The sequence below is a fragment of the Shinella zoogloeoides genome, from assembly GCF_030733845.1.
In the GTDB taxonomy this organism is placed as follows: Bacteria; Pseudomonadota; Alphaproteobacteria; order Rhizobiales; family Rhizobiaceae; genus Shinella; species Shinella zoogloeoides_C.
This window is the reverse complement of the sequence record NZ_CP132311.1, coordinates 2,356,252-2,374,560: the sequence shown is the minus strand read 5'-3', so window position 1 is coordinate 2,374,560 and position 18,309 is coordinate 2,356,252. Positions and strand designations below refer to the sequence as shown.

The window sequence follows — 18,309 nt, the reverse complement described above, 5'->3', positions numbered from 1 at the left end:
TCTCCGGCAGGCCGGCCTCACCCCCAGGTGACGGCGAGGATCTCGTAGGCCTTGGAGCCGCCGGGGGCGTTCACTTCGATCGAATCGCCGACTTCCTTGCCGATCAGCGCGCGGGCGATGGGCGAGGAAATGGAGATGCGGCCCTGCTTCACATCGGCTTCCTGGTCGCCGACGATCTGGTAGACCTTCTCTTCCTCGGTGTCCTCGTCGACGAGCTTCACCTTGGCGCCGAACTTGATCTTCGTGCCGGACATCTTGGAAAGGTCGATGACTTCCGCGCGGGCGACGAAGTCTTCCAGTTCCGCCACGCGGCCTTCATTGTGGCTCTGCGCTTCCTTGGCGGCGTGGTACTCGGCGTTTTCCGACAGGTCGCCATGGGCGCGCGCTTCGGCGATCGCCTCGATGATTCGCGGACGCTCTTCCTGCTGACGCCAGCGCAGCTCTTCCTGCAGCTTGACGAAACCGTCCTGAGTCATCGGTACCTTTTCAACCATTTTATCCCGTCCTTCAGCCCGCGCCGCCCAGGCTCCCGCCTGCGCGAACGCAAAAGAAAACGGTCTCCGGAGAAGATTCCCCGGAACCGTCGAAAGCATTTGAACGCCCCTTATAGCAGATTGCATCGTGCCAAAGCCAGTTTTTTTGCCGCAGGGCGGGTGGCGCCCGCAAGGGCTGGAACAATCGCCCGATGCTGCCGTTAGCCGTTCATCGCGGGAGGCGTGCATGACGATCGGCAATGCGGCTCATCTGGAAGGCAGGATCAACGCCCATCGGCGCCTGCTCGTCGAACTTCTTTCGATCGTCGCCGGCATTCCCGAGGCGCGCGAGGCGCTGATTGCCATGGCGCGCGACAACGAAACGGTCTGCGACCACGAGGAGGATCCGGGCATAGAGCCCGACGCCGCTTTTGCCGCCCAGCAGATCGCGGACGATGAGATCCGCGCGATCCTGAAGGCCGCAATGGCGCGCCTCGACACCAGGACATGAGGATGAAACCATGAGTGTGATGCAGAAGATTTCCGGTTATTTCAAACAGTTGGCCGGCGAAGTGTCCGGCAATCAGGCTATGCACGAGGAAGGTCGCCGCGAGGCTGCCGGCGGCGGCCATCAGGAAAAGCACGAGCAGGTGGTGCCCGTCGAGCCGCGTACCGTGCCGGGGGCCGACAGCGTGGTCTCGGCGCAGACCGGCCGCGAGAAGGTCATCCATGCCGATGCCGTGCCGCAATTCGAGGTCTCGCAGGCCGGCGGCAGCAATGACGGCGTTTCCAGCGCCAAGCCGCGTGTCATCACCGGCAGCGACGATGCGACCGCGCACCGCACGCCGCCCGGCATGGCTGCGCCCGCCCGCGACTGGTCCGTCGGCTTCGACGAGACGGCGCCGCGGCAGGATACCGAGGCGCCGGTTGCCGACTATTCCGATACCGAGCAGTTGAAGCTCTATCGCCTGATTCCGATCGCCTCCGCGACGGACCAGAACTGGGACCTTGCGCCGAACCAGGGCGAGGTGGTGGTGCGCGCCCGCTCGAGCGGCGACGCCCGTGTCGTGGCGGCCGAGGCCGAGCTCGACTACATGGAAATCGATGCCCTTCCGGGCGACGGCAATTCCACGACCTCGTCGAGCGCCTTCCGCAACGAGAAACTCTACACGGTCGTCGACGAGACCGGTTCGGCCTATCCGGTTGAGGGGCCGCGCGAAGTCGTTTCCGGCACCGTTCGCGTCGACAACATCCGTCCCACCGAGCTTTGAGGAGGAGGCCCCATGACCCGCAGCCAGTCTGCCCGCACGGCGGCGAAACAGCGCGATATCCAGGAGGAGGTGGCGCAGGCCGACCGCAAGGACAAGGGCGACAAGCCCGAGGCCATGCAGGCCGGCGCGCGCCTCTATCCCGTCCCGCCCTTTCCCAAGCAGCATCAGCCCAAACCCGGCAGCGAGGCCAAGCTCGATCCGCCGCCGATGTACGATGCGCCCTTCTACAAGGGGTCCGAGAAGCTGAAGGGCAAGGTGGCGCTCATTACCGGCGGCGATTCCGGCATCGGTCGGGCGGTCGCGGTGCTCTTCGCCCGCGAGGGCGCGGACGTGGCGATCTGCCATCTCGCCGAAGGGCAGGATGCAAGAGACACGATCGCCGCCGTCAAGGCGGAGGGCCGGCGCTGCATCGCCTTTGCCGGCGACGTCAAGGACAAGGCGTTCTGCCGCGAGACGGTCAAATGCACGGTCAAGGACCTCGGCCGGCTCGACATCCTCGACAACAATGCCGCCTTCCAGGTCCATGCGAAGGATATCCTGGACCTCTCGGAAGAGCATTTCGACGAGACGCTGAAGACCAATCTCTACGGCTATTTCTTCATGGCGAAGGCCGCGGTGCCGCACATGGAGCCCGGGTCGGCGATCATCAACACCGGCTCCGTGACCGGCCTCGAAGGGTCGAAGGCGCTGCTCGACTATTCGATGACCAAGGGCGGTATCCATGCCTTCACGCGCTCGCTGGCAGGCCAGCTCGTGCCGCGCGGCATCCGCGTCAACGCGGTCGCGCCCGGCCCGGTCTGGACGCCGCTCAACCCCTCGGACAAGGAGGCGGAGGACGTCGCGGAATTCGGCGCGGACACGCCGATGAAGCGTCCCGCCCAGCCGGAGGAACTGGCGCCGGCCTATGTCTTCCTCGCCTCGCCGCAATGCTCCAGCTACATCACCGGCGAGGTGCTTCCCATCATCGGCGGCTATTAGGCCGCCGATGGACCGGCGCGTCATTCTTGACGCGCCTCAATAGAACATATAGTGAACAGATATGAAGAAATCGCTGCAGCAACGCCTGGCCATCCTGTCGGATGCCGCCAAATACGATGCCTCCTGCGCCTCGAGCGGGACGGTCAGGCGCGACTCCGTCAAGTCGGGCGGGCTTGGATCGACCGAAGGGGCGGGGATTTGCCACGCCTATGCGCCGGACGGGCGATGCATCTCGCTCCTGAAGATATTGCTGACCAATTTCTGCATCTTCGACTGCGCCTATTGCATCAACCGCTCCTCCAGCAATGTCGAGCGCGCCCGCTTCACGCCGGAGGAGGTCGTCTGGCTGACGCTGGAGTTCTACCGGCGCAACTATATCGAAGGCCTGTTCCTTTCCTCCGGTATCATCCGTTCGCCCGATCATACGATGGGCGAGATGGTGCGGGTGGCGCGGGACCTGCGCACCGTGCACGGCTTTCGCGGCTATATCCATCTGAAGTCCATCCCGGATGCGGCGCCGGAGCTGATCGAGGAGGCGGGGCTTTATGCCGACCGGCTGTCGCTCAACATCGAACTTCCGACGGATGCCGGTATCGGCCGGTTCGCGCCGGAAAAGCGGCCGGACGGCATTCGCCGAGCCATGGGGGAGCTGCGCCGCAAGATCGAGGCGGCCGACGATCCGACCCTGCAGACGAAGCGGCGCAAGCGCTTCGTGCCGGGCGGCCAGAGCACGCAGATGATCGTCGGCGCTGACGGGGCGGATGACGCGACCATCCTCAGGACGAGCGCGCGGCTCTATGGTAGCTACGGCCTGAAGCGCGTCTATTATTCCGCCTTCAGCCCCATTCCCGATGCCTCCCGCGCGCTTCCGCTGATCAAGCCGCCGCTGGTACGCGAGCACCGGCTCTACCAAGCGGACTGGCTCTATCGTTTCTACGGCTTCGGCGTGGACGAGATCACCGGGGCGACGGGCGGCATGCTCGACCTCGACATGGATCCCAAGCTCGCCTGGGCGCTCGCCAACCGCGACGCCTTTCCGGTGGACGTCAACCGGGCCGCGCGCGAGCGGCTGCTGCGCGTGCCGGGCCTCGGCACGAAGACGGTGGAGGCGATCCTTTCCAGCCGCCGCTTCCGGCGCCTGCGGCTGGAGGACCTGGCGCGGCTCGGCGTCTCGCTGCGCAAGGTGCGCGCCTTCATCGAGGCGGAGGGCTGGACGCCGCGGCGCCTTGCCGACCGCGCCGACCTCAAGACGCTCTTCTCGCCGAGGCCCGAACAGCTTTCGTTGCTCTGATGCACACGGTTCCTCTCCTTGGCCGGGGCGACTTTTCCGAATGGCGGGATGCGGCGCGGGCGCTCGCCGCGGCGGGCATTTCGCCGCGCGAGGTGGAGTGGCGGATCGGCGATCTCGGGGACGAGCTTTTCGAAGCCGACCCGCCGGACCTGCCGAAACCCGATCCGCCAGCGCCGCCCCTCACGGTGCCGCCCGCCTTCCTGCCGCTGGCCGAAGCGGTCGTCTGCCACACCGAGCCCGGCCGTTTCCATCTGCTCTATCGCCTGCTCTGGCGCCTGCAATCGGACCGCCGGCTTCTGGAGCTGACGGCGGACAAGGATGTCGCCTGGGCGCGCCTGCTCGCCAAGAACGTCCATCGCGACAGCCACAAGATGACGGCCTTCGTGCGCTTCAAGGAAATCGCCGGGGGCACGGAAGGCCGGCGCCGTTTCTTCGCCTGGTTCGAGCCCTCGCATTTCGTCGTGGCACGCACCGCGCCGTTCTTCCGCCGCCGTTTCGCCGACATGGACTGGATCATCGCCACGCCGAAGGGCACGGCGAGCTGGGATGGCGAAAGCCTGATCTTCGACACGCGCCCCGGCGCGGACCCGGGTCACGGCGATCCGACCGACGATCTCTGGCGCACCTATTATGCGAGCATCTTCAACCCCGCGCGGCTGAAGCTGAAGGCCATGCAGGCGGAAATGCCGAAGAAATACTGGCGGAACCTGCCGGAGGCGGACCTCATTCCGGAGTTGATCGCCAATGCGGAGGCCAATGTGCGCGCCATGGCCGAGCGGGCGGCGAGCGACCCTCCGCTCTTCCATTACCGCCTTCAGGACGCGGCCGGGACGGAGGCGCAGATCGTGCCCGCGGCGGCCGGCACCATCGAGGCCCTGCGCGCCGAGGCGCGGCACTGCACGCGATGCCCGCTGCACTGCACGGCCACGCAGACCGTCTTCGGCGAAGGGCCGCAGGACGCGCGGGTGATGATGGTCGGCGAGCAGCCGGGCGATCAGGAGGACCTTGCCAGCCGCCCCTTCGTCGGACCGGCGGGCAAGGTCTTCGACGCGGTGCTGAAGGAGGCCGGCCTTCCGCGCGACACGCTCTACCTCACCAATGCGGTCAAGCATTTCAAATATGTTCCGCGCGGCAAGCGCCGCATCCACCAGAAGCCGTCGCAGGGCGAGATCGAGCATTGCCGCTGGTGGCTGGCAAAGGAGGTCGCGCTGGTCAGGCCCCGCCTCATCGTCGCGCTCGGCGCCACCGCCGTCTATGCACTCAGCGGCGAGCGCAAGCCGCTCAGCCAGCTGCGCGGCAGGCCGATCGCCATGGAGGGCGACGTCGTGCTCTACCCGACCATCCACCCCTCCTACCTGCTGCGCCTGCCCGACGAAACCGAGCGCCGGCGTCAGCACGCCCTTTTCATCGAGGACATGCAGATGATCCGGCATCTGGGAGAGACGATGGAGGGGATGCAAAAGGCCGGGTGACATCGCCACCCGGCCTCGTTCTTCACCTATCGGCTTCGGCCTTAGAAATACGACTGCAGCGGCCTTACTTCCAACTGGCCCTGCTTGAGGGCCTTGATGGCCTGGGCGGCGGCGGCGGCGCCGGCCATGGTGGTGTAGTAGGGCACCTTCTGCATCAGGGCGGCGCGGCGCAGCGACTTACTGTCCGAGATCGCCTTGTTGCTGTCCGTCGTATTGATGACGAGGCTGACCTGGCGGTTGCGGATGGCGTCCTCGACATGCGGGCGGCCCTCCTGCACCTTGTTGACCTTGACCGCCTCGATGCCGTTTTCGGCAAGGAAACGGGCGGTGCCGGAGGTCGCCATGACCTTGAAGCCGATGTCGGTCAGGAGGCGCACGGCCGTCAGAACGCGCTCCTTGTCCTCGTCGCGCACCGAGACGAAGACCGTGCCTTCACGCGGCAGGTCGACGCCGGCGCCGAGCTGCGACTTGGCGAAGGCCAGCGCGAAGTCGGTGTCAAGGCCGATGACCTCGCCCGTCGAGCGCATTTCCGGGCCGAGCAGCGTGTCGACGCCCGGGAAGCGGGCAAACGGGAACACGGCTTCCTTGACGGCGATGTGCTTGAGGTTGCGCGGGTCCGGCTTTGCGCCATAGGCGGCGATGGCGGCGTCGAGGCCTTCGCCGGCCATGATGCGGGCGGCGATCTTGGCGATCGGCGCGCCGATGGTCTTCGCCACGAAAGGCACCGTGCGCGAGGCGCGCGGGTTGACTTCCAGCACGTAGATCGTGCCGTCCTTGATAGCGTACTGCACGTTCATCAGGCCGCCGACGTTGAGCGCCTTGGCGAGCGCCTTCGTCTGGCGCTCCAGCTCGTCGACGACCGCGCTGGAAAGCGTGTGGACCGGCAGCGAGCAGGCCGAGTCGCCCGAATGGATGCCGGCTTCCTCGATATGCTCCATGATGCCCGAGACGAAGACGTCCTTGCCGTCGCACAGCGCATCGACGTCGACCTCGACCGCGTTCGACAGGTAGCTGTCGAAGAGCAGCGGGTTCTTGCCGAGCAGGGTGTTGATCTGGCCGGTCTTGTCGTTCGGGTAGCGCTGCTTGATGTCCTCGGGAACCAGCTCCGGCACCGTGTCGAGCAGATAGGTTTGCAGCATGGATTCCGAATGGATGATCTGCATGGCGCGGCCACCCAGCACGTACGACGGGCGCACGACCAGCGGGAAGCCGATTTCGGCCGCGACAAGGCGTGCCTGCTCGACGGAGTAGGCGATGCCGTTGTTCGGCTGGGCAAGGTCGAGCTTCTGCAGGAGCTTCTGGAAGCGGTCGCGGTCCTCGGCAAGGTCGATCATGTCGGGGGCGGTGCCGAGGATCGGGATGCCGTTCTTCTCCAGTGCTTCGGCGAGCTTCAGCGGCGTCTGGCCGCCGAACTGCACGATGACGCCGACGACTTCGCCATTGGTCTGCTCGGCCTTCAGGATCTCGATGACGTCTTCGGCCGTCAGCGGCTCGAAATAGAGGCGGTCGGAGGTGTCGTAGTCGGTCGAGACGGTTTCCGGGTTGCAGTTGACCATGATGGCTTCATAGCCGGCATCCTTCAGCGCGAAGGCGGCGTGGCAGCAGCAATAGTCGAACTCGATGCCCTGGCCGATGCGGTTCGGGCCACCGCCGAGGATGACGACCTTCTTGCGGTCGGAAATGCCGGCTTCCGAGCGCGTGGCGCCGGCAAAGGGCGTCTCATAGGTCGAGTACATGTAGGCGGTGGGCGAGGCGAACTCGGCGGCGCAGGTGTCGATGCGCTTGAAGACCGGGCGCACGTCAAGGCCGTTGCGCAGTTCCGCCACTTCCTTCGGGCGCTTGCCGGAAAGGGTGGCGAGGCGTGCGTCGGAGAAACCCATGGCCTTCAGCATGCGCAGGTTCTCGGTGTCCGCTGGCAGGCCGTGCTCGCGGATGCGGGCCTCCATGTCGACGATGGCCTTGAACTGTTCGAGGAACCACGGGTCGATCTTCGAGCCTTCGTGCACTTCTTCCAGCGTGAGGCCGAGGCGCAGCGCCTGAGCGACCATGCGCAGGCGGTCCGGCGTCGGGGTGGAGATGGCGGCGCGGATGGCGTTCCGGTCGTTGCCGTCGCCAAGGCCGGGGATTTCGATCTCGTCGAGGCCGGTCAGGCCCGTTTCGAGGCCGCGCAGCGCCTTCTGCAGCGATTCGGCGAAGGTGCGGCCGATGGCCATGACCTCGCCGACCGACTTCATGGCCGTCGTCAGCGTCGGCTCGGCGCCGGGGAACTTCTCGAAGGCGAAGCGCGGGATCTTGGTGACGACATAGTCGATGGACGGCTCGAAGGAGGCCGGGGTCGCGCCGCCGGTGATGTCGTTCTCCAGCTCGTCCAGCGTGTAGCCGATGGCGAGCTTGGCCGCGATCTTGGCGATGGGGAAGCCGGTGGCCTTCGACGCCAGAGCGGACGAGCGCGAGACGCGCGGGTTCATCTCGATGACGACGAGGCGGCCGTTTGCCGGGTTGACGGCGAACTGCACGTTCGAGCCGCCGGTCTCCACGCCGATCTCGCGCAGCACCGCGATCGAGGCGTTGCGCATGATCTGGTATTCCTTGTCCGTCAGGGTCAAGGCCGGGGCGACGGTGATCGAGTCACCCGTATGCACGCCCATCGGGTCGATGTTCTCGATGGAGCAGATGATGATGCAGTTGTCCGCCTTGTCGCGGACGACCTCCATCTCGTATTCCTTCCAGCCGAGCACGGACTCTTCGATGAGCACTTCCGTCGTCGGGGAGGCGTCGAGGCCGGAATTGACGATCTCGAAGAATTCCGAGCGGTTGTAGGCGATGCCGCCGCCGGTGCCGCCGAGGGTGAAGGACGGGCGGATGATGGCGGGCAGGCCGATCTCATCCAGCGCCTGCGCGCCGATCGCCATGGCGTGGCTCATGTAGCGCTGCTTGCGGTCGGTCTCGCCGAGGTTCCACTGGTTTTCCAGCTCATCCAGCGCCTTGTCGAGCGCATCGCCCGAAAGCTCTGCCTTCAGCTTGGCGCGCTGGGCTTCGTGAACCTTGCGGTCCTGGTCCTTGATCTCGGTGGCGTTGGCGAGCAGCGACTTCGGCGTTTCAAGGCCGATGCGGGCCATCGCCTCGCGGAAGAGCGCGCGGTCTTCGGCCATGTCGATGGCGGCGGGCTTGGCGCCGATCATCTCGACATTGTAGCGTTCGAGCACGCCCATGCGCTTCAGCGAAAGCGCGGTGTTGAGCGCCGTCTGGCCGCCCATGGTCGGCAGCAGCGCGTCGGGGCGCTCCTTGGCGATGATTTTGGCGACGACTTCCGGGGTGATCGGCTCGACATAGGTCGCGTCGGCAAGACCCGGATCGGTCATGATCGTCGCCGGGTTGGAGTTGACGAGGATGACGCGGTAGCCTTCCTCCTTCAGCGCCTTGCAGGCCTGCGTGCCGGAATAGTCGAATTCGCAGGCCTGACCGATAACGATCGGCCCCGCGCCGATGATGAGGATCGATTTCAAATCTTGGCGCTTGGGCATCTCTCTATCCGTTCTTAACGCATTGGGCCGCGCGCGCGTAAACCGGGCCATGGTGCTGGGATCACCGGCCGGGCGCGCATCTATGGTCTTTCAAAGGCTAGAAGCGGCTTATAGGCAAAGGAAGGGGCGAGCGGAACCCCGAAAATCGCCCAATCGACAGGAAAAGTGCGGGGACTTTCCACTGCCGATCCGGGGTGTCGCGAGTGGTTATTGCGCGCGGCCTCAATCGCCGGCCAGAATGCCCGGCAATTACGCGAGGATGCCGTCCCGCGCGCGCAGGCTGATGCGCGGTTCCTGCTTCTTTTCGTCCTGCATCAGCCGGGCGAAGACCACGGTGCGGTCCTCGCGGCTCGCCCAGCCGACATACCAGCCCCATGGGCGGCCATAGTTCAGCGTGCCGTCAGCCTTCCTCGAATAGGCCATGCCGGTCTTGCCCTGTGCCCGCCAGCCATCGGCGATGTCGCGTCCCTCGACGATTTCCATCGCCGAATCCATGGCTTCGGCCGAGACGGGCAATTCGTGGTTCACCAGCTTCTTCAGGAACTCCACCTGCTCGCGCGGCGAGATTTTCAGCGAGGAGGCGATCCAGGCGCGTTCGAGACCGTTGTCCTTGCCGGGATCGCCCGTCATGTCGGCATTGCCGTAGCCGAAGGCTTCGGCATAGTCGCGAAGCTGCTCGAAGCCGAGGAATTCGGTGATGCGCTGCGAATACCAGACGACCGAATATTCCAGCCAGCGCTTCGGCGTCGTCGGCTGGCGCCAGTTCTCGCCGCCCCAGTCCGGATAATCCTTCATGAACGGCAGCACCGGCTCCTCGGCATTCTCCAGGAAGCCGGAATCGTAGCCCATCACGGCGAGCGGCACCTTGAAGGTGGAGGCGGGGGTGAAGCGCGTCTTGCAGTCGCCCTGTTCCAGGATGACTTCGTTGCTCGCCGCATCGGCAACGATCGTACAAATAATACGGGCCTCGGCAGGCATGGCAAAGGCGGCGGCCAGCAGCATGCCGGCCGCGACGGGGCGCAGATCCATCACGTTTTCCTCGCTTTTCGAATGGTTTGTGCATCATGGATAGCAACGCCTTGATCCTCTGGCAAAAGATCAATATTGGTCTCAGCCATTAGGAAAATTGGGGCATCGCCATGGTTCGGCCTTATCTGCCGCTAAATGCCTTCCGGGCTTTCGAGGCCTCCGCCCGGCATCTGAGCTTCACCCGCGCCGCCATCGAGCTGAACGTCACGCAGGCGGCCGTCAGCCACCAGGTGAAGAGCCTGGAGGAGCAGCTCGGCATCGTGCTCTTCAAGCGCTTGCCGCGCGGGCTGATGATCACGGCGGAGGGGGAAAGCCTGCTGCCGGTGCTGCGCGACAGTTTCGACCGCATGGCGGATGTGGTGGAGCGGTTCCGCGGCGGGCATGTGCGCGAAATCCTGACGGTCGGCGCCGTCGGCACCTTCGCCGTCGGCTGGCTGCTGCCGCGGCTTGCCGGTTTTCGCGAGCGTCATCCCTTCGTCGAGGTTCGGCTTTCCACCAACAACAACCGCGTGGACCTTGCCGCCGAAGGCCTCGATTATGCCATCCGCTTCGGCGCGGGCGCCTGGCACGGCACGGATGCGAGCCGCCTCTTCGACGCGCCGCTATCCGTGCTCGCCATCCCCGCGGTCGCGCGCACGCTCAAGGAGCCCGCCGACCTTCTCGGCATGACGCTGCTGCGCTCCTATCGCCGCGACGAGTGGACCCGCTGGTTCGAAGTCGCCGGCCTGCCGCGCACGCCGCCGCCGCAGAACGCCATCGTCTTCGACACGTCGCTCGCCATGATGGAAGCCGTGCTGCAGGGCGCGGGCGTCGGCCTCGCCCCGCCGCTGATGTTCTCGCGGCTCCTTTCTTCCGGCGACGTCGTCCAGCCGTTCCGCACGAGCGTGACGCTCGGCAGCTACTGGCTCACGCGCCTGCAATCGCGCGCCGTCACCCCCGCCATGTCCGCCTTCGCCGCCTGGCTCGAGGCGGCGGTGTCGGAGGAGGGGCTGGCCTGACCGGTCACGTCAGGTTGCGGCGGCGCTCCAGTTCGGCCGCCGTCGGCGTCTCGAACTCGAAGGAGCCGGTGACGACATCGCCGGCGCGGGCATATTTGCTCATGACGATGCCGGAATCGCTGGTGCTCGAACCGGTCAGCGTCAGCGCGCGTGGGAAGGAGGCCTCACCGAACAGCCGCTTGCCCTTGCCGAGGACGACCGGGAAGACGGAGACGTGGATCTCGTCGACGAGGTCGTGTTCGAACAGGGTTTTGAGGAATTCGGTGGAACCCTGCGTCAGGAGATCCGGCCCGTCCTCGCTCTTCAGCCGCTTCACGGCCGCGATGGTGTCCGGCCCGAGCACATGGCTGTTCTGCCAGGTGGGCTTGAAGGCCGAATTGCGGGTCGCGACATATTTATTGATGCGGTCGAAAAGCGGGCCGATCGGGTCGTCCTTCTCCACATAGGGCCAGTGCGCCGCGAAGATGTCGTAGGTCTTGCGGCCGAGCAGGAGGTCGAAGGGCTTTGCGAACAGTTCGCCGATGGAGGCACCCATCTTCTCGTCGAAGAGCGGCGCCGCCCAGCCGCCGAACCTGAAGCCACCGACCGGATCCTCGTCCGGCCCCCCGGGCGCCTGCATGACGCCATCGAGACTGGTGAATGCGGCGACAATGATCTTTCTCATCGGTTTTCTCCTGGCAGGATGATGGGTTGATACCTAGAGACGAACGGCAAAAGGTCGATCCGACAATGCCTGGGGAAAATATCCCGGTCGGTGGGTGTTGCAAGCGATGAGATGCAGCGCTGAGGCCTGCCGGGGCCGCTGCTTTTCATTTTGCATGGCGCCCCGGCAGGCCCTATAAGCTGGTGCTGAGGAACGAATTCACGCGATGAACGTTCGTCGGCAATTCAATGCGGGGAAATGCGCCATGGAATGGAAAGGTCGTCGCCAGTCGGGCAATATCGAGGACCAGCGCGGGGCCGGCGGCAGCAATCCGTTCGGGCGCGGCGGTGGCGGGTTCCGCATTCCGATGGGTGGCGGGCGCCGGGCCGGCGGCGGCGGCATGAGCATCGGCACGATCATCTTCCTCGTCGTCATCTATTTCGTCTTCAAGGCGATGGGCATCGACCTCCTGCAGGTGATGGGCCAGGGCGGCCAGGTCAGCATGCCGGGCTTCGAGCAGACCGAGAGCGCAAGCCGCCGCTCTTCCCCACAGGAGGAGGAGACCAAGGCCTTCATGGCGACCGTGCTCGCCGAGACGGAGGATACCTGGAACGGCATCTTCCAGACGGCCGGCGAGCGCTATGAAGAGCCGAAGATGGTGCTGTTCTCCGGCCAGGTGCAGTCGGCCTGCGGCTTCGCCTCGGCCGCGTCCGGCCCGTTCTATTGCCCTGGAGACCGCAAGGTCTATCTCGACATGAGCTTCTTCGACGAGCTCTCCAGCAAGTTCGACGCCGCCGGTGACTTCGCGCAGGCCTATGTCGTGGCGCATGAAGTGGGCCATCACGTCCAGAACCTCACCGGCGTCCTGCCGCGCTTCAACCAGCAGCGCCAGCGCATGAGCGAGGTCGAGGCCAACCAGATGTCCATCCGCGTTGAGCTCCAGGCCGATTGCTATGCCGGCATCTGGGGCAAGTATACCGAGCAGAAGGGCCTCCTGGAGCGCGGCGACCTCGAAGAGGCGCTGAATGCCGCAACCCAGATCGGCGACGACACGCTGCAGAAGCGCATGCAGGGCTATGTTGTGCCGGAAAGCTTCAACCACGGCACGTCCGAGCAGCGCCGCCGCTGGTTCAAGCGCGGCTTCGACACCGGCCGCGTCGATGCCTGCGACACGTTCAAGGGCGACGTCTGACACCTTCCCAAGAGCCTGATTGACAAAACCCTCCGGCGCTTCGCGCCGGAGGGTTTTGTTTTGCAGCATCAGCAAAACGCATCGGAATCATCAAAAAATTTGCGATGTTCATGGATTGTTTCGCTGAAAAAAGTGAAATAGAACTCGCCGCCTGACATTTTTGCCCGAAAGCGGGCGCCGTTCATTTTCGAGGTCGAACCATGATCGATGCCAGGTCCACCCGGCGCGGGCTTTTTCTCGTCTTCATGATCATGTTCCTCGACGTGATCGGCATCGCCATCATCATGCCGGTGCTGCCGACCTATCTGCGCGAGCTGACGGGCGACGATATCAGCCAGGCGGCCATCGACGGCGGCTGGCTGCTGCTCGTCTATGCCGGCATGCAGTTCCTCTTCGCGCCGTTCATCGGCAACCTGTCGGATCGCTTCGGCCGGCGGCCGGTGCTGCTCGCCTGCATCCTCACCTTCGCCATCGACAACCTGATCTGCGCGCTGGCGACGAGCTACTGGATGCTCTTCGTCGGCCGGGTGCTGGCGGGCATCAGCGGAGCGAGCTTCGGCACGGCCGCCGCCTATATCGCCGACGTCTCGACGGACGAGACGCGGGCGAAGAATTTCGGGCTGATGGGCATCGCCTTCGGCACGGGCTTTGCGCTCGGACCGGTCATCGGCGGCCTGCTGGGCGAATTCGGGCCGCGCATTCCCTTCTACGGCGCGGCGGTGCTCGCTTTCCTCAATTTCGTCGCCGCCTGGCTCCTCCTGCCGGAGAGCCTTGCGCCGGCCAACCGCCGCCGCTTCGAGATCTCCCGTGCCAATCCGCTCGGCGCGCTGATGCAGATGCGCCATTATCCCGGCGTGCTGTGGATCGGCCTCGTCTTCTTCTGCTACTGGCTGGCGCATGCCGTCTATCCGTCCGTCTGGTCCTTCGTCTCGGCGTTCCGCTACGGCTGGAGCGAGGGGCAGATCGGCCTGTCGCTCGGCATCTTCGGTGTCGGCGGCGCCATCGTGATGGGCTTCGTGCTGCCGCGCGTCGTGCCGAAGCTCGGCGAATACCGCACGGCCGTCCTCGGCCTGTTCTTCTCGGTCGTCGGCCTTGCCGGCTATGCCTCCGCCTGGCAGGGCTGGATGGTCTATGCCGTGATCGCGCTGACGGCGCTGGAGGCGCTGGCCGATCCGCCGCTGCGCTCCATCGCCTCGGCCCGCGTGCCGCCCTCCGCGCAGGGGGAATTGCAGGGCGCGCTCACCAGCGTGTCCTCGATCACCACGATCATCGGCCCGCTGATCTTCACGCAGGTCTTCAGCCATTTCACCGGGCCGTCGGCCCCGGCCGTCTTCGCCGGCGCGCCCTTCGCGGTCGCGGCGGTCATCCTCCTCGTCGGCTTCCTGATCTTCGTCGTGAAACTTCGAGGCGCGGGAGCGGGACCCAAGGCGGAAATGACGCCGGAACGCGCCTGAAGCGCTTTCAAACGTGACGTTTCGACGAAATTTTCGCGGGGAGGCCGCCTGGAAAGGCCGGTTTCCCTGCAGTTTTGATGAAAAGATCAAATCTATTCGATTGATCGCGGCCGGAACTTGTGATCGGAAGCGATGCGAAAGTGAGAACTATCATGCACATGGCACCGCATCGCGAGGAGAATGGCTGGCGCGCGCATTTCCGCGCGACCTTTGCGCTCGGCATTCCGCTGATCGGCGCGCAGCTCGCCCAGCTCGGCATTCACACGACGGACGTCGTCATCCTCGGCCGCCTCGGCGCCGCGCATCTGGCGGCGATCGTGCTGTCGAGCCAGTTCTTCTTCACGCTGTTCATCCTCGGCTCGGGCTTTGCCAATGCCGTCATGCCGATGGTGGCGCAGGTCTATGGCCGCGGCGATACCGTCTCCGTGCGCCGCTCCGTGCGCATGGGCATGTGGGTCGTGCTGATCTATGCGGCGCTGATGATACCGATCTTCTACAACGCGGAAAACATTTTGCTTTATGCCGGCCAGAAGCCGGAGGTGGCGGCGCTCGCCGGCAGCTACCTGAAGATCGCTCAATGGGGCATTGCCCCGGCGCTGCTCTTCATGACGCTGCGCGGTCTCGTCAGCGCGCACGGACGGGCGGGCATCGTGCTCTATGTCACGATCATCATCCTGTCGGTCAACGCCTTCTTCGCCTATGCGCTGGTGCTCGGCCGTTTCGGCTTTCCGGCCATGGGCATGGAAGGGGCGGCGATCGTCTCCTTCGGCGTCAACGTGCTGAGCTTCCTGCTGATCACCGCCTATATCCAGCTGCGGCCGGAGATGCGGCGCTATGAGCTTTTCGTGCGGTTCTGGCGGCCGGACTGGCCGGCCTTCCGCGAGGTCGTGCAGCTCGGCCTGCCGATCGGCTTCACCATGCTGGCGGAAGTCAGCCTGTTTACCGGCGCCTCGCTGCTGATGGGCAATATCGGCACGCTGGAGCTTGCCGCCCACGGTATCGCGCTCCAGCTCGCCTCCGTCGCCTTCATGATCCCGCTCGGCCTCGCGCAGGCCGGCACGGTGCGCGTCGGCGTGGCGCATGGCCGCGGTGACCATCTCGGCGTCGTGCGTTCGTCCTGGGCGGTGCTGGTCGTGGCGGCCTGCATCGCGGTCGGGGGCGGCCTGCTCTTCGCACTCATCCCGACCACGCTCGCCTCCGTCTTCCTCGATAAGGGGGGCAAGGATTCGGCCGCCGTGCTGGCGATTGCCGGCCCCTTCGTGGTGATCGCCGGCATCTTCCAGCTCGTCGACGGCCTCCAGGCGATTGCCGCCGGCCTGCTGCGCGGCCTCAAGGACACGCGCATCCCCATGGTGCTGGCGCTGATCTCCTATTGGCCGATCGGCTTCTTCTGCGCCTGGTTCTTCGCCTTCCCGGCCGGCTTTGGCGGCATCGGCATCTGGTTCGGCTTCGTCGGCGGCCTCGCCGCCGCCGCCGTCCTGCTCAACTGGCGCTTCTACCGGCTGGTAAGGCAGCGGAGCGCGGCATAGCCGGGCGGGCGTGCGAACCTCAAGCGTGCCGCACGTTCCGGCAGGTTCGCGCGCCCGCAAGAAGCTGTTCTAAAAGCGTTTTTTAGAACGGTTTCTCCGCGAGCAGGATACGACCATCCTTTCCCGCAAGGTTCGCGTTTCCGTGACGCTTTTGTATGGTCGCGGAAGATGTTATCGGCTGGCAGTCATTCCCTTGCGGGAGTGTGGGTTGAAACGTCCCCCAGGGCGAATGTCATGGGCATCGGCTGGTCATTCCCTTGCGGGAGTGTGGGTTGAAACGCGGCCGATGGTGAGTTCGCGTCCAAGTGCCATGGTCATTCCCTTGCGGGAGTGTGGGTTGAAACCCGCGGAGCCGCAGTGCGCCCCCGCTCCACCTTGCGTCATTCCCTTGCGGGAGTGTGGGTTGAAACGCGGCGAGATCGCCGACGAGCGCAAGCGCCTGCGTCATTCCCTTGCGGGAGTGTGGGTTGAAACGCGGACAAGCTGGTGAAGAGGGGTGCCCAATTGGGCGTCATTCCCTTGCGGGAGTGTGGGTTGAAACCATTCAGGGGGAGCGCCAAAGATCAGGGAAAACAGTCATTCCCTTGCGGGAGTGTGGGTTGAAACGACGCCACCGGCAACGGTGCCAGCCACGCCGAAGCGTCACTCCCTTGCGGGAGTGTGGGTTGAAACGCTGGAACTCGCCGACCAACTCGGGGCTCCGAGTCACTCTCTTGCGGGAGTGTGGGTTGAAACTTGGCGCAGAAGCCCGAGGTGCCGAAGCCCGAGGGTCACTCCCTTGCGGGAGTGTGGGTTGAAACTGCTTCACGCCGGCAACGGTGTAGGGCTGGGAATGTCACTCCCTTGCGGGAGTGCGGGTTGAAACGCCGGTCTTGTCCGCTGGATCGATGGCCGCATGGGTCACTCCCTTGCGGGAGTGTGGGTTGAAACCGGATCATCGCGTAGGTGCGCGGATCCTCGGCGGATCACTCCCTTAGGGGAGTGTGGATTGAAACGACGCATGGGCATCGACCTTCGGCGATACGGCGACCGTCGTTCCTCCAAAACCAAAAGGCCCCGGACTGCAATCCGGGGCCTTTCGTCTGAACCGCTAGGCGCTTACGCGCGTTCCGGAATGGCTTCCTCGCCCTTCTTCTCGCGCACGAGATTGATGAAGCGGCGGAAGAGATAGTGGCTGTCCTGCGGGCCGGGGGAGGCTTCCGGGTGGTGCTGCACGGAGAAGACCGGCTTGCCGACGAGGCGCAGGCCGCAGTTCGTGCCGTCGAAGAGCGAGACGTGGGTCTCTTCCACGCCTTCCGGCAGGGACGAGGAGGCGACGGCGAAGCCGTGGTTCATCGAGACGATCTCGACCTTGCCGGTCGTGTGGTCCTTCACCGGATGGTTGGCGCCGTGATGGCCCTGGTGCATCTTCTCGGTCGTGGCGCCGACGGCAAGGCCGAGCATCTGGTGGCCGAGGCAGATGCCGAAGACCGGGATGCCCGTCTCGATCAGCGTCTTGATGACCGGCACGGCATATTCGCCTGTCGCGGCCGGGTCGCCCGGGCCGTTGGAGAGGAAAATGCCGTCGGGCTTCTGGGCGAGCACGTCGTCGGCGCTGGACGTCGCCGGCATGACGGTGACCTTGCAGCCGAGGCCGGTGAAGAGGCGCAGGATGTTGCGCTTCACGCCGTAGTCGAGGGCGACGATGTGGTACTTCACGTCGCCGTCCGTAAGGTCCTCGTGGCCTTCGTTCCACACCCAGGGCTTCTCGCTCCAGCGCGAGGACTGGCCGGAGGAGGCGACCTTGGCGAGGTCGAGGCCGACGAGGCCGCTCCAGGCCCTGGCTTCCGCCTTCAGCGTCTCGATGTCGAAGACGCCGTTCGGGTCGTGCGCAATGACGGCGTTCGGCGCGCCGTTCTCGCGGATCCAGGCGGTCAGTGCGCGCGTGTCGATGCCGGAAAGGCCGATGATGCCGCGGGCCTTTAGCCAGGCATCGAGGTGCTTTGCCGAGCGGTAGTTCGACGGGTCGGTGATGTCGGCCTTGAAGATCGTGCCGACGGCGCCGTGGCGGGCGGCGGGGGTCAGGTCCTCGATGTCCTCGTCATTGGCGCCGATATTGCCGATATGCGGGAAGGTGAAGGTGACGATCTGGCCGAGATAGGAGGGGTCGGTCAGGATTTCCTGGTAGCCCGTCAGTGCCGTGTTGAAGCAGACTTCCGCCGTCACCTTGCCGGTGGCGCCGATGCCCTTGCCTTCGATCACCGTGCCGTCGGCAAGAACGAGCAGGGCGGTCGGCTTTTCGGTGGTCCATGCGGGGGTCGAGGTCATAATCATCCCGTTTCCGGCACCGGGCGTGCGGCTTGAAAGCCGATGGGCCGGGTACCATTTAAGTCGCAGGCAAAGGCGCGCGGAAACCCGCGTTGGTTCGCCCTGATTGCCAATTTTCGTGCAGGTGCCGGAAAATAGACAAAGCAGG

The 18,309-nt window shown here is 65.3% G+C and carries 14 protein-coding genes and 1 CRISPR repeat array; of the genes, 9 read left to right on the top strand and 5 right to left on the bottom strand.

Translation table 11 applies throughout. The features are described 5' to 3' along the window. Window positions 1–17: 17 nt before the first annotated feature. Window positions 18–494, bottom strand: coding sequence for a transcription elongation factor GreA (greA, locus tag Q9316_RS12725; protein WP_306031979.1), 477 nt, complete (start codon window positions 492–494; stop codon window positions 18–20). 226 nt (window positions 495–720) lie between these two features. On the opposite strand from greA, the gene Q9316_RS12720 reads away from it, so the two are divergent. The 5 genes from Q9316_RS12720 (at window position 721) to Q9316_RS12700 (ending at window position 5,485) form a co-directional block, all read left to right on the top strand. Continuing rightward, the gene (locus Q9316_RS12720) at window positions 721–984 is read left to right on the top strand and encodes a hypothetical protein (protein WP_306031978.1); all 264 of its coding nucleotides are present in this window, start codon (window positions 721–723) and stop codon (window positions 982–984) included. A 442-nt stretch (window positions 985–1,426) separates the two neighbouring features. Then, on the top strand, window positions 1,427–1,744 hold the full coding sequence (locus Q9316_RS12715) for a hypothetical protein (protein WP_306035290.1): 318 nt from the start codon (window positions 1,427–1,429) through the stop codon (window positions 1,742–1,744). A 12-nt stretch (window positions 1,745–1,756) separates the two neighbouring features. Beyond that, the gene (locus tag Q9316_RS12710) at window positions 1,757–2,722 is read left to right on the top strand and encodes an SDR family oxidoreductase (RefSeq protein ID WP_306031977.1); all 966 of its coding nucleotides are present in this window, start codon (window positions 1,757–1,759) and stop codon (window positions 2,720–2,722) included. 61 nt (window positions 2,723–2,783) lie between these two features. After that, on the top strand, window positions 2,784–4,013 hold the full coding sequence (locus Q9316_RS12705) for a putative DNA modification/repair radical SAM protein (protein WP_306031976.1): 1,230 nt from the start codon (window positions 2,784–2,786) through the stop codon (window positions 4,011–4,013). Continuing rightward, window positions 4,013–5,485: a UdgX family uracil-DNA binding protein gene (locus tag Q9316_RS12700; RefSeq protein WP_306031975.1), complete on the top strand. Its 1,473-nt coding sequence runs from the start codon at window positions 4,013–4,015 to the stop codon at window positions 5,483–5,485. The genes Q9316_RS12705 and Q9316_RS12700 overlap by 1 nt, the downstream gene beginning before the upstream one ends. 41 nt (window positions 5,486–5,526) lie before the next feature. Here Q9316_RS12700 and carB read toward each other — a convergent pair whose 3' ends face one another. Together carB and blaOXA are read right to left on the bottom strand one after the other, a co-directional pair. Then, window positions 5,527–9,009 carry a carbamoyl-phosphate synthase large subunit gene (carB, locus tag Q9316_RS12695; protein WP_306031974.1) on the bottom strand — a complete coding sequence of 1,161 codons (3,483 nt, stop codon included), beginning with the start codon at window positions 9,007–9,009 and terminating at the stop codon, window positions 5,527–5,529. A gap of 249 nt (window positions 9,010–9,258) precedes the next feature. Continuing rightward, window positions 9,259–10,038: a class D beta-lactamase gene (gene blaOXA / locus Q9316_RS12690; RefSeq protein WP_306031973.1), complete on the bottom strand. Its 780-nt coding sequence runs from the start codon at window positions 10,036–10,038 to the stop codon at window positions 9,259–9,261. Between the two features lie 110 nt (window positions 10,039–10,148). Between blaOXA and Q9316_RS12685 the strand changes: the two genes are divergently transcribed. After that, entirely contained in the window at window positions 10,149–11,036 is an 888-nt protein-coding gene (locus Q9316_RS12685) for a LysR family transcriptional regulator (RefSeq protein WP_306031972.1), read from the top strand. A 4-nt stretch (window positions 11,037–11,040) separates the two neighbouring features. Here Q9316_RS12685 and Q9316_RS12680 read toward each other — a convergent pair whose 3' ends face one another. Next, the gene (locus Q9316_RS12680; protein WP_306031971.1) at window positions 11,041–11,700 is read right to left on the bottom strand and encodes a dihydrofolate reductase family protein; all 660 of its coding nucleotides are present in this window, start codon (window positions 11,698–11,700) and stop codon (window positions 11,041–11,043) included. 244 nt (window positions 11,701–11,944) lie between these two features. On the opposite strand from Q9316_RS12680, the gene ypfJ reads away from it, so the two are divergent. From ypfJ to Q9316_RS12665, 3 genes are all read left to right on the top strand, one after another. After that, window positions 11,945–12,871: a KPN_02809 family neutral zinc metallopeptidase gene (ypfJ, locus tag Q9316_RS12675; RefSeq protein ID WP_306031970.1), complete on the top strand. Its 927-nt coding sequence runs from the start codon at window positions 11,945–11,947 to the stop codon at window positions 12,869–12,871. A 200-nt stretch (window positions 12,872–13,071) separates the two neighbouring features. Further along, window positions 13,072–14,325, top strand: a complete 1,254-nt coding sequence (locus Q9316_RS12670) for a TCR/Tet family MFS transporter (protein WP_306031969.1) — start codon at window positions 13,072–13,074, stop codon at window positions 14,323–14,325. 152 nt (window positions 14,326–14,477) lie between these two features. After that, entirely contained in the window at window positions 14,478–15,854 is a 1,377-nt protein-coding gene (locus tag Q9316_RS12665; RefSeq protein ID WP_306031968.1) for an MATE family efflux transporter, read from the top strand. A 184-nt stretch (window positions 15,855–16,038) separates the two neighbouring features. Then, window positions 16,039–16,849: direct repeats of the CRISPR family, unit length 31 nt; unit sequence GTCATTCCCTTGCGGGAGTGTGGGTTGAAAC. A gap of 103 nt (window positions 16,850–16,952) precedes the next feature. On the opposite strand, the gene carA is transcribed toward Q9316_RS12665, so the two are convergent. Further along, entirely contained in the window at window positions 16,953–18,161 is a 1,209-nt protein-coding gene (carA, locus tag Q9316_RS12660; protein WP_306031967.1) for a glutamine-hydrolyzing carbamoyl-phosphate synthase small subunit, read from the bottom strand. Window positions 18,162–18,309 lie beyond the last annotated feature (148 nt).

Excerpts from the sequence above, each read along its gene's own strand:
- greA (WP_306031979.1), bottom strand. The coding sequence starts at position 494 with ATGGTTGAAAAGGTACCGATGACTCAGGACGGTTTCGTCAAGCTGCAG.
- Q9316_RS12670 (WP_306031969.1), top strand. The coding sequence starts at position 13,072 with ATGATCGATGCCAGGTCCACCCGGCGCGGGCTTTTTCTCGTCTTCATG.
- Q9316_RS12710 (WP_306031977.1), top strand. The coding sequence starts at position 1,757 with ATGACCCGCAGCCAGTCTGCCCGCACGGCGGCGAAACAGCGCGATATC.
- blaOXA (WP_306031973.1), bottom strand. The coding sequence starts at position 10,038 with ATGGATCTGCGCCCCGTCGCGGCCGGCATGCTGCTGGCCGCCGCCTTT.
- Q9316_RS12665 (WP_306031968.1), top strand. The coding sequence starts at position 14,478 with ATGCACATGGCACCGCATCGCGAGGAGAATGGCTGGCGCGCGCATTTC.
- Q9316_RS12705 (WP_306031976.1), top strand. The coding sequence starts at position 2,784 with ATGAAGAAATCGCTGCAGCAACGCCTGGCCATCCTGTCGGATGCCGCC.
- carB (WP_306031974.1), bottom strand. The coding sequence starts at position 9,009 with ATGCCCAAGCGCCAAGATTTGAAATCGATCCTCATCATCGGCGCGGGG.
- Q9316_RS12700 (WP_306031975.1), top strand. The coding sequence starts at position 4,013 with ATGCACACGGTTCCTCTCCTTGGCCGGGGCGACTTTTCCGAATGGCGG.
- Q9316_RS12685 (WP_306031972.1), top strand. The coding sequence starts at position 10,149 with ATGGTTCGGCCTTATCTGCCGCTAAATGCCTTCCGGGCTTTCGAGGCC.
- carA (WP_306031967.1), bottom strand. The coding sequence starts at position 18,161 with ATGACCTCGACCCCCGCATGGACCACCGAAAAGCCGACCGCCCTGCTC.
- ypfJ (WP_306031970.1), top strand. The coding sequence starts at position 11,945 with ATGGAATGGAAAGGTCGTCGCCAGTCGGGCAATATCGAGGACCAGCGC.
- Q9316_RS12680 (WP_306031971.1), bottom strand. The coding sequence starts at position 11,700 with ATGAGAAAGATCATTGTCGCCGCATTCACCAGTCTCGATGGCGTCATG.
- Q9316_RS12720 (WP_306031978.1), top strand. The coding sequence starts at position 721 with ATGACGATCGGCAATGCGGCTCATCTGGAAGGCAGGATCAACGCCCAT.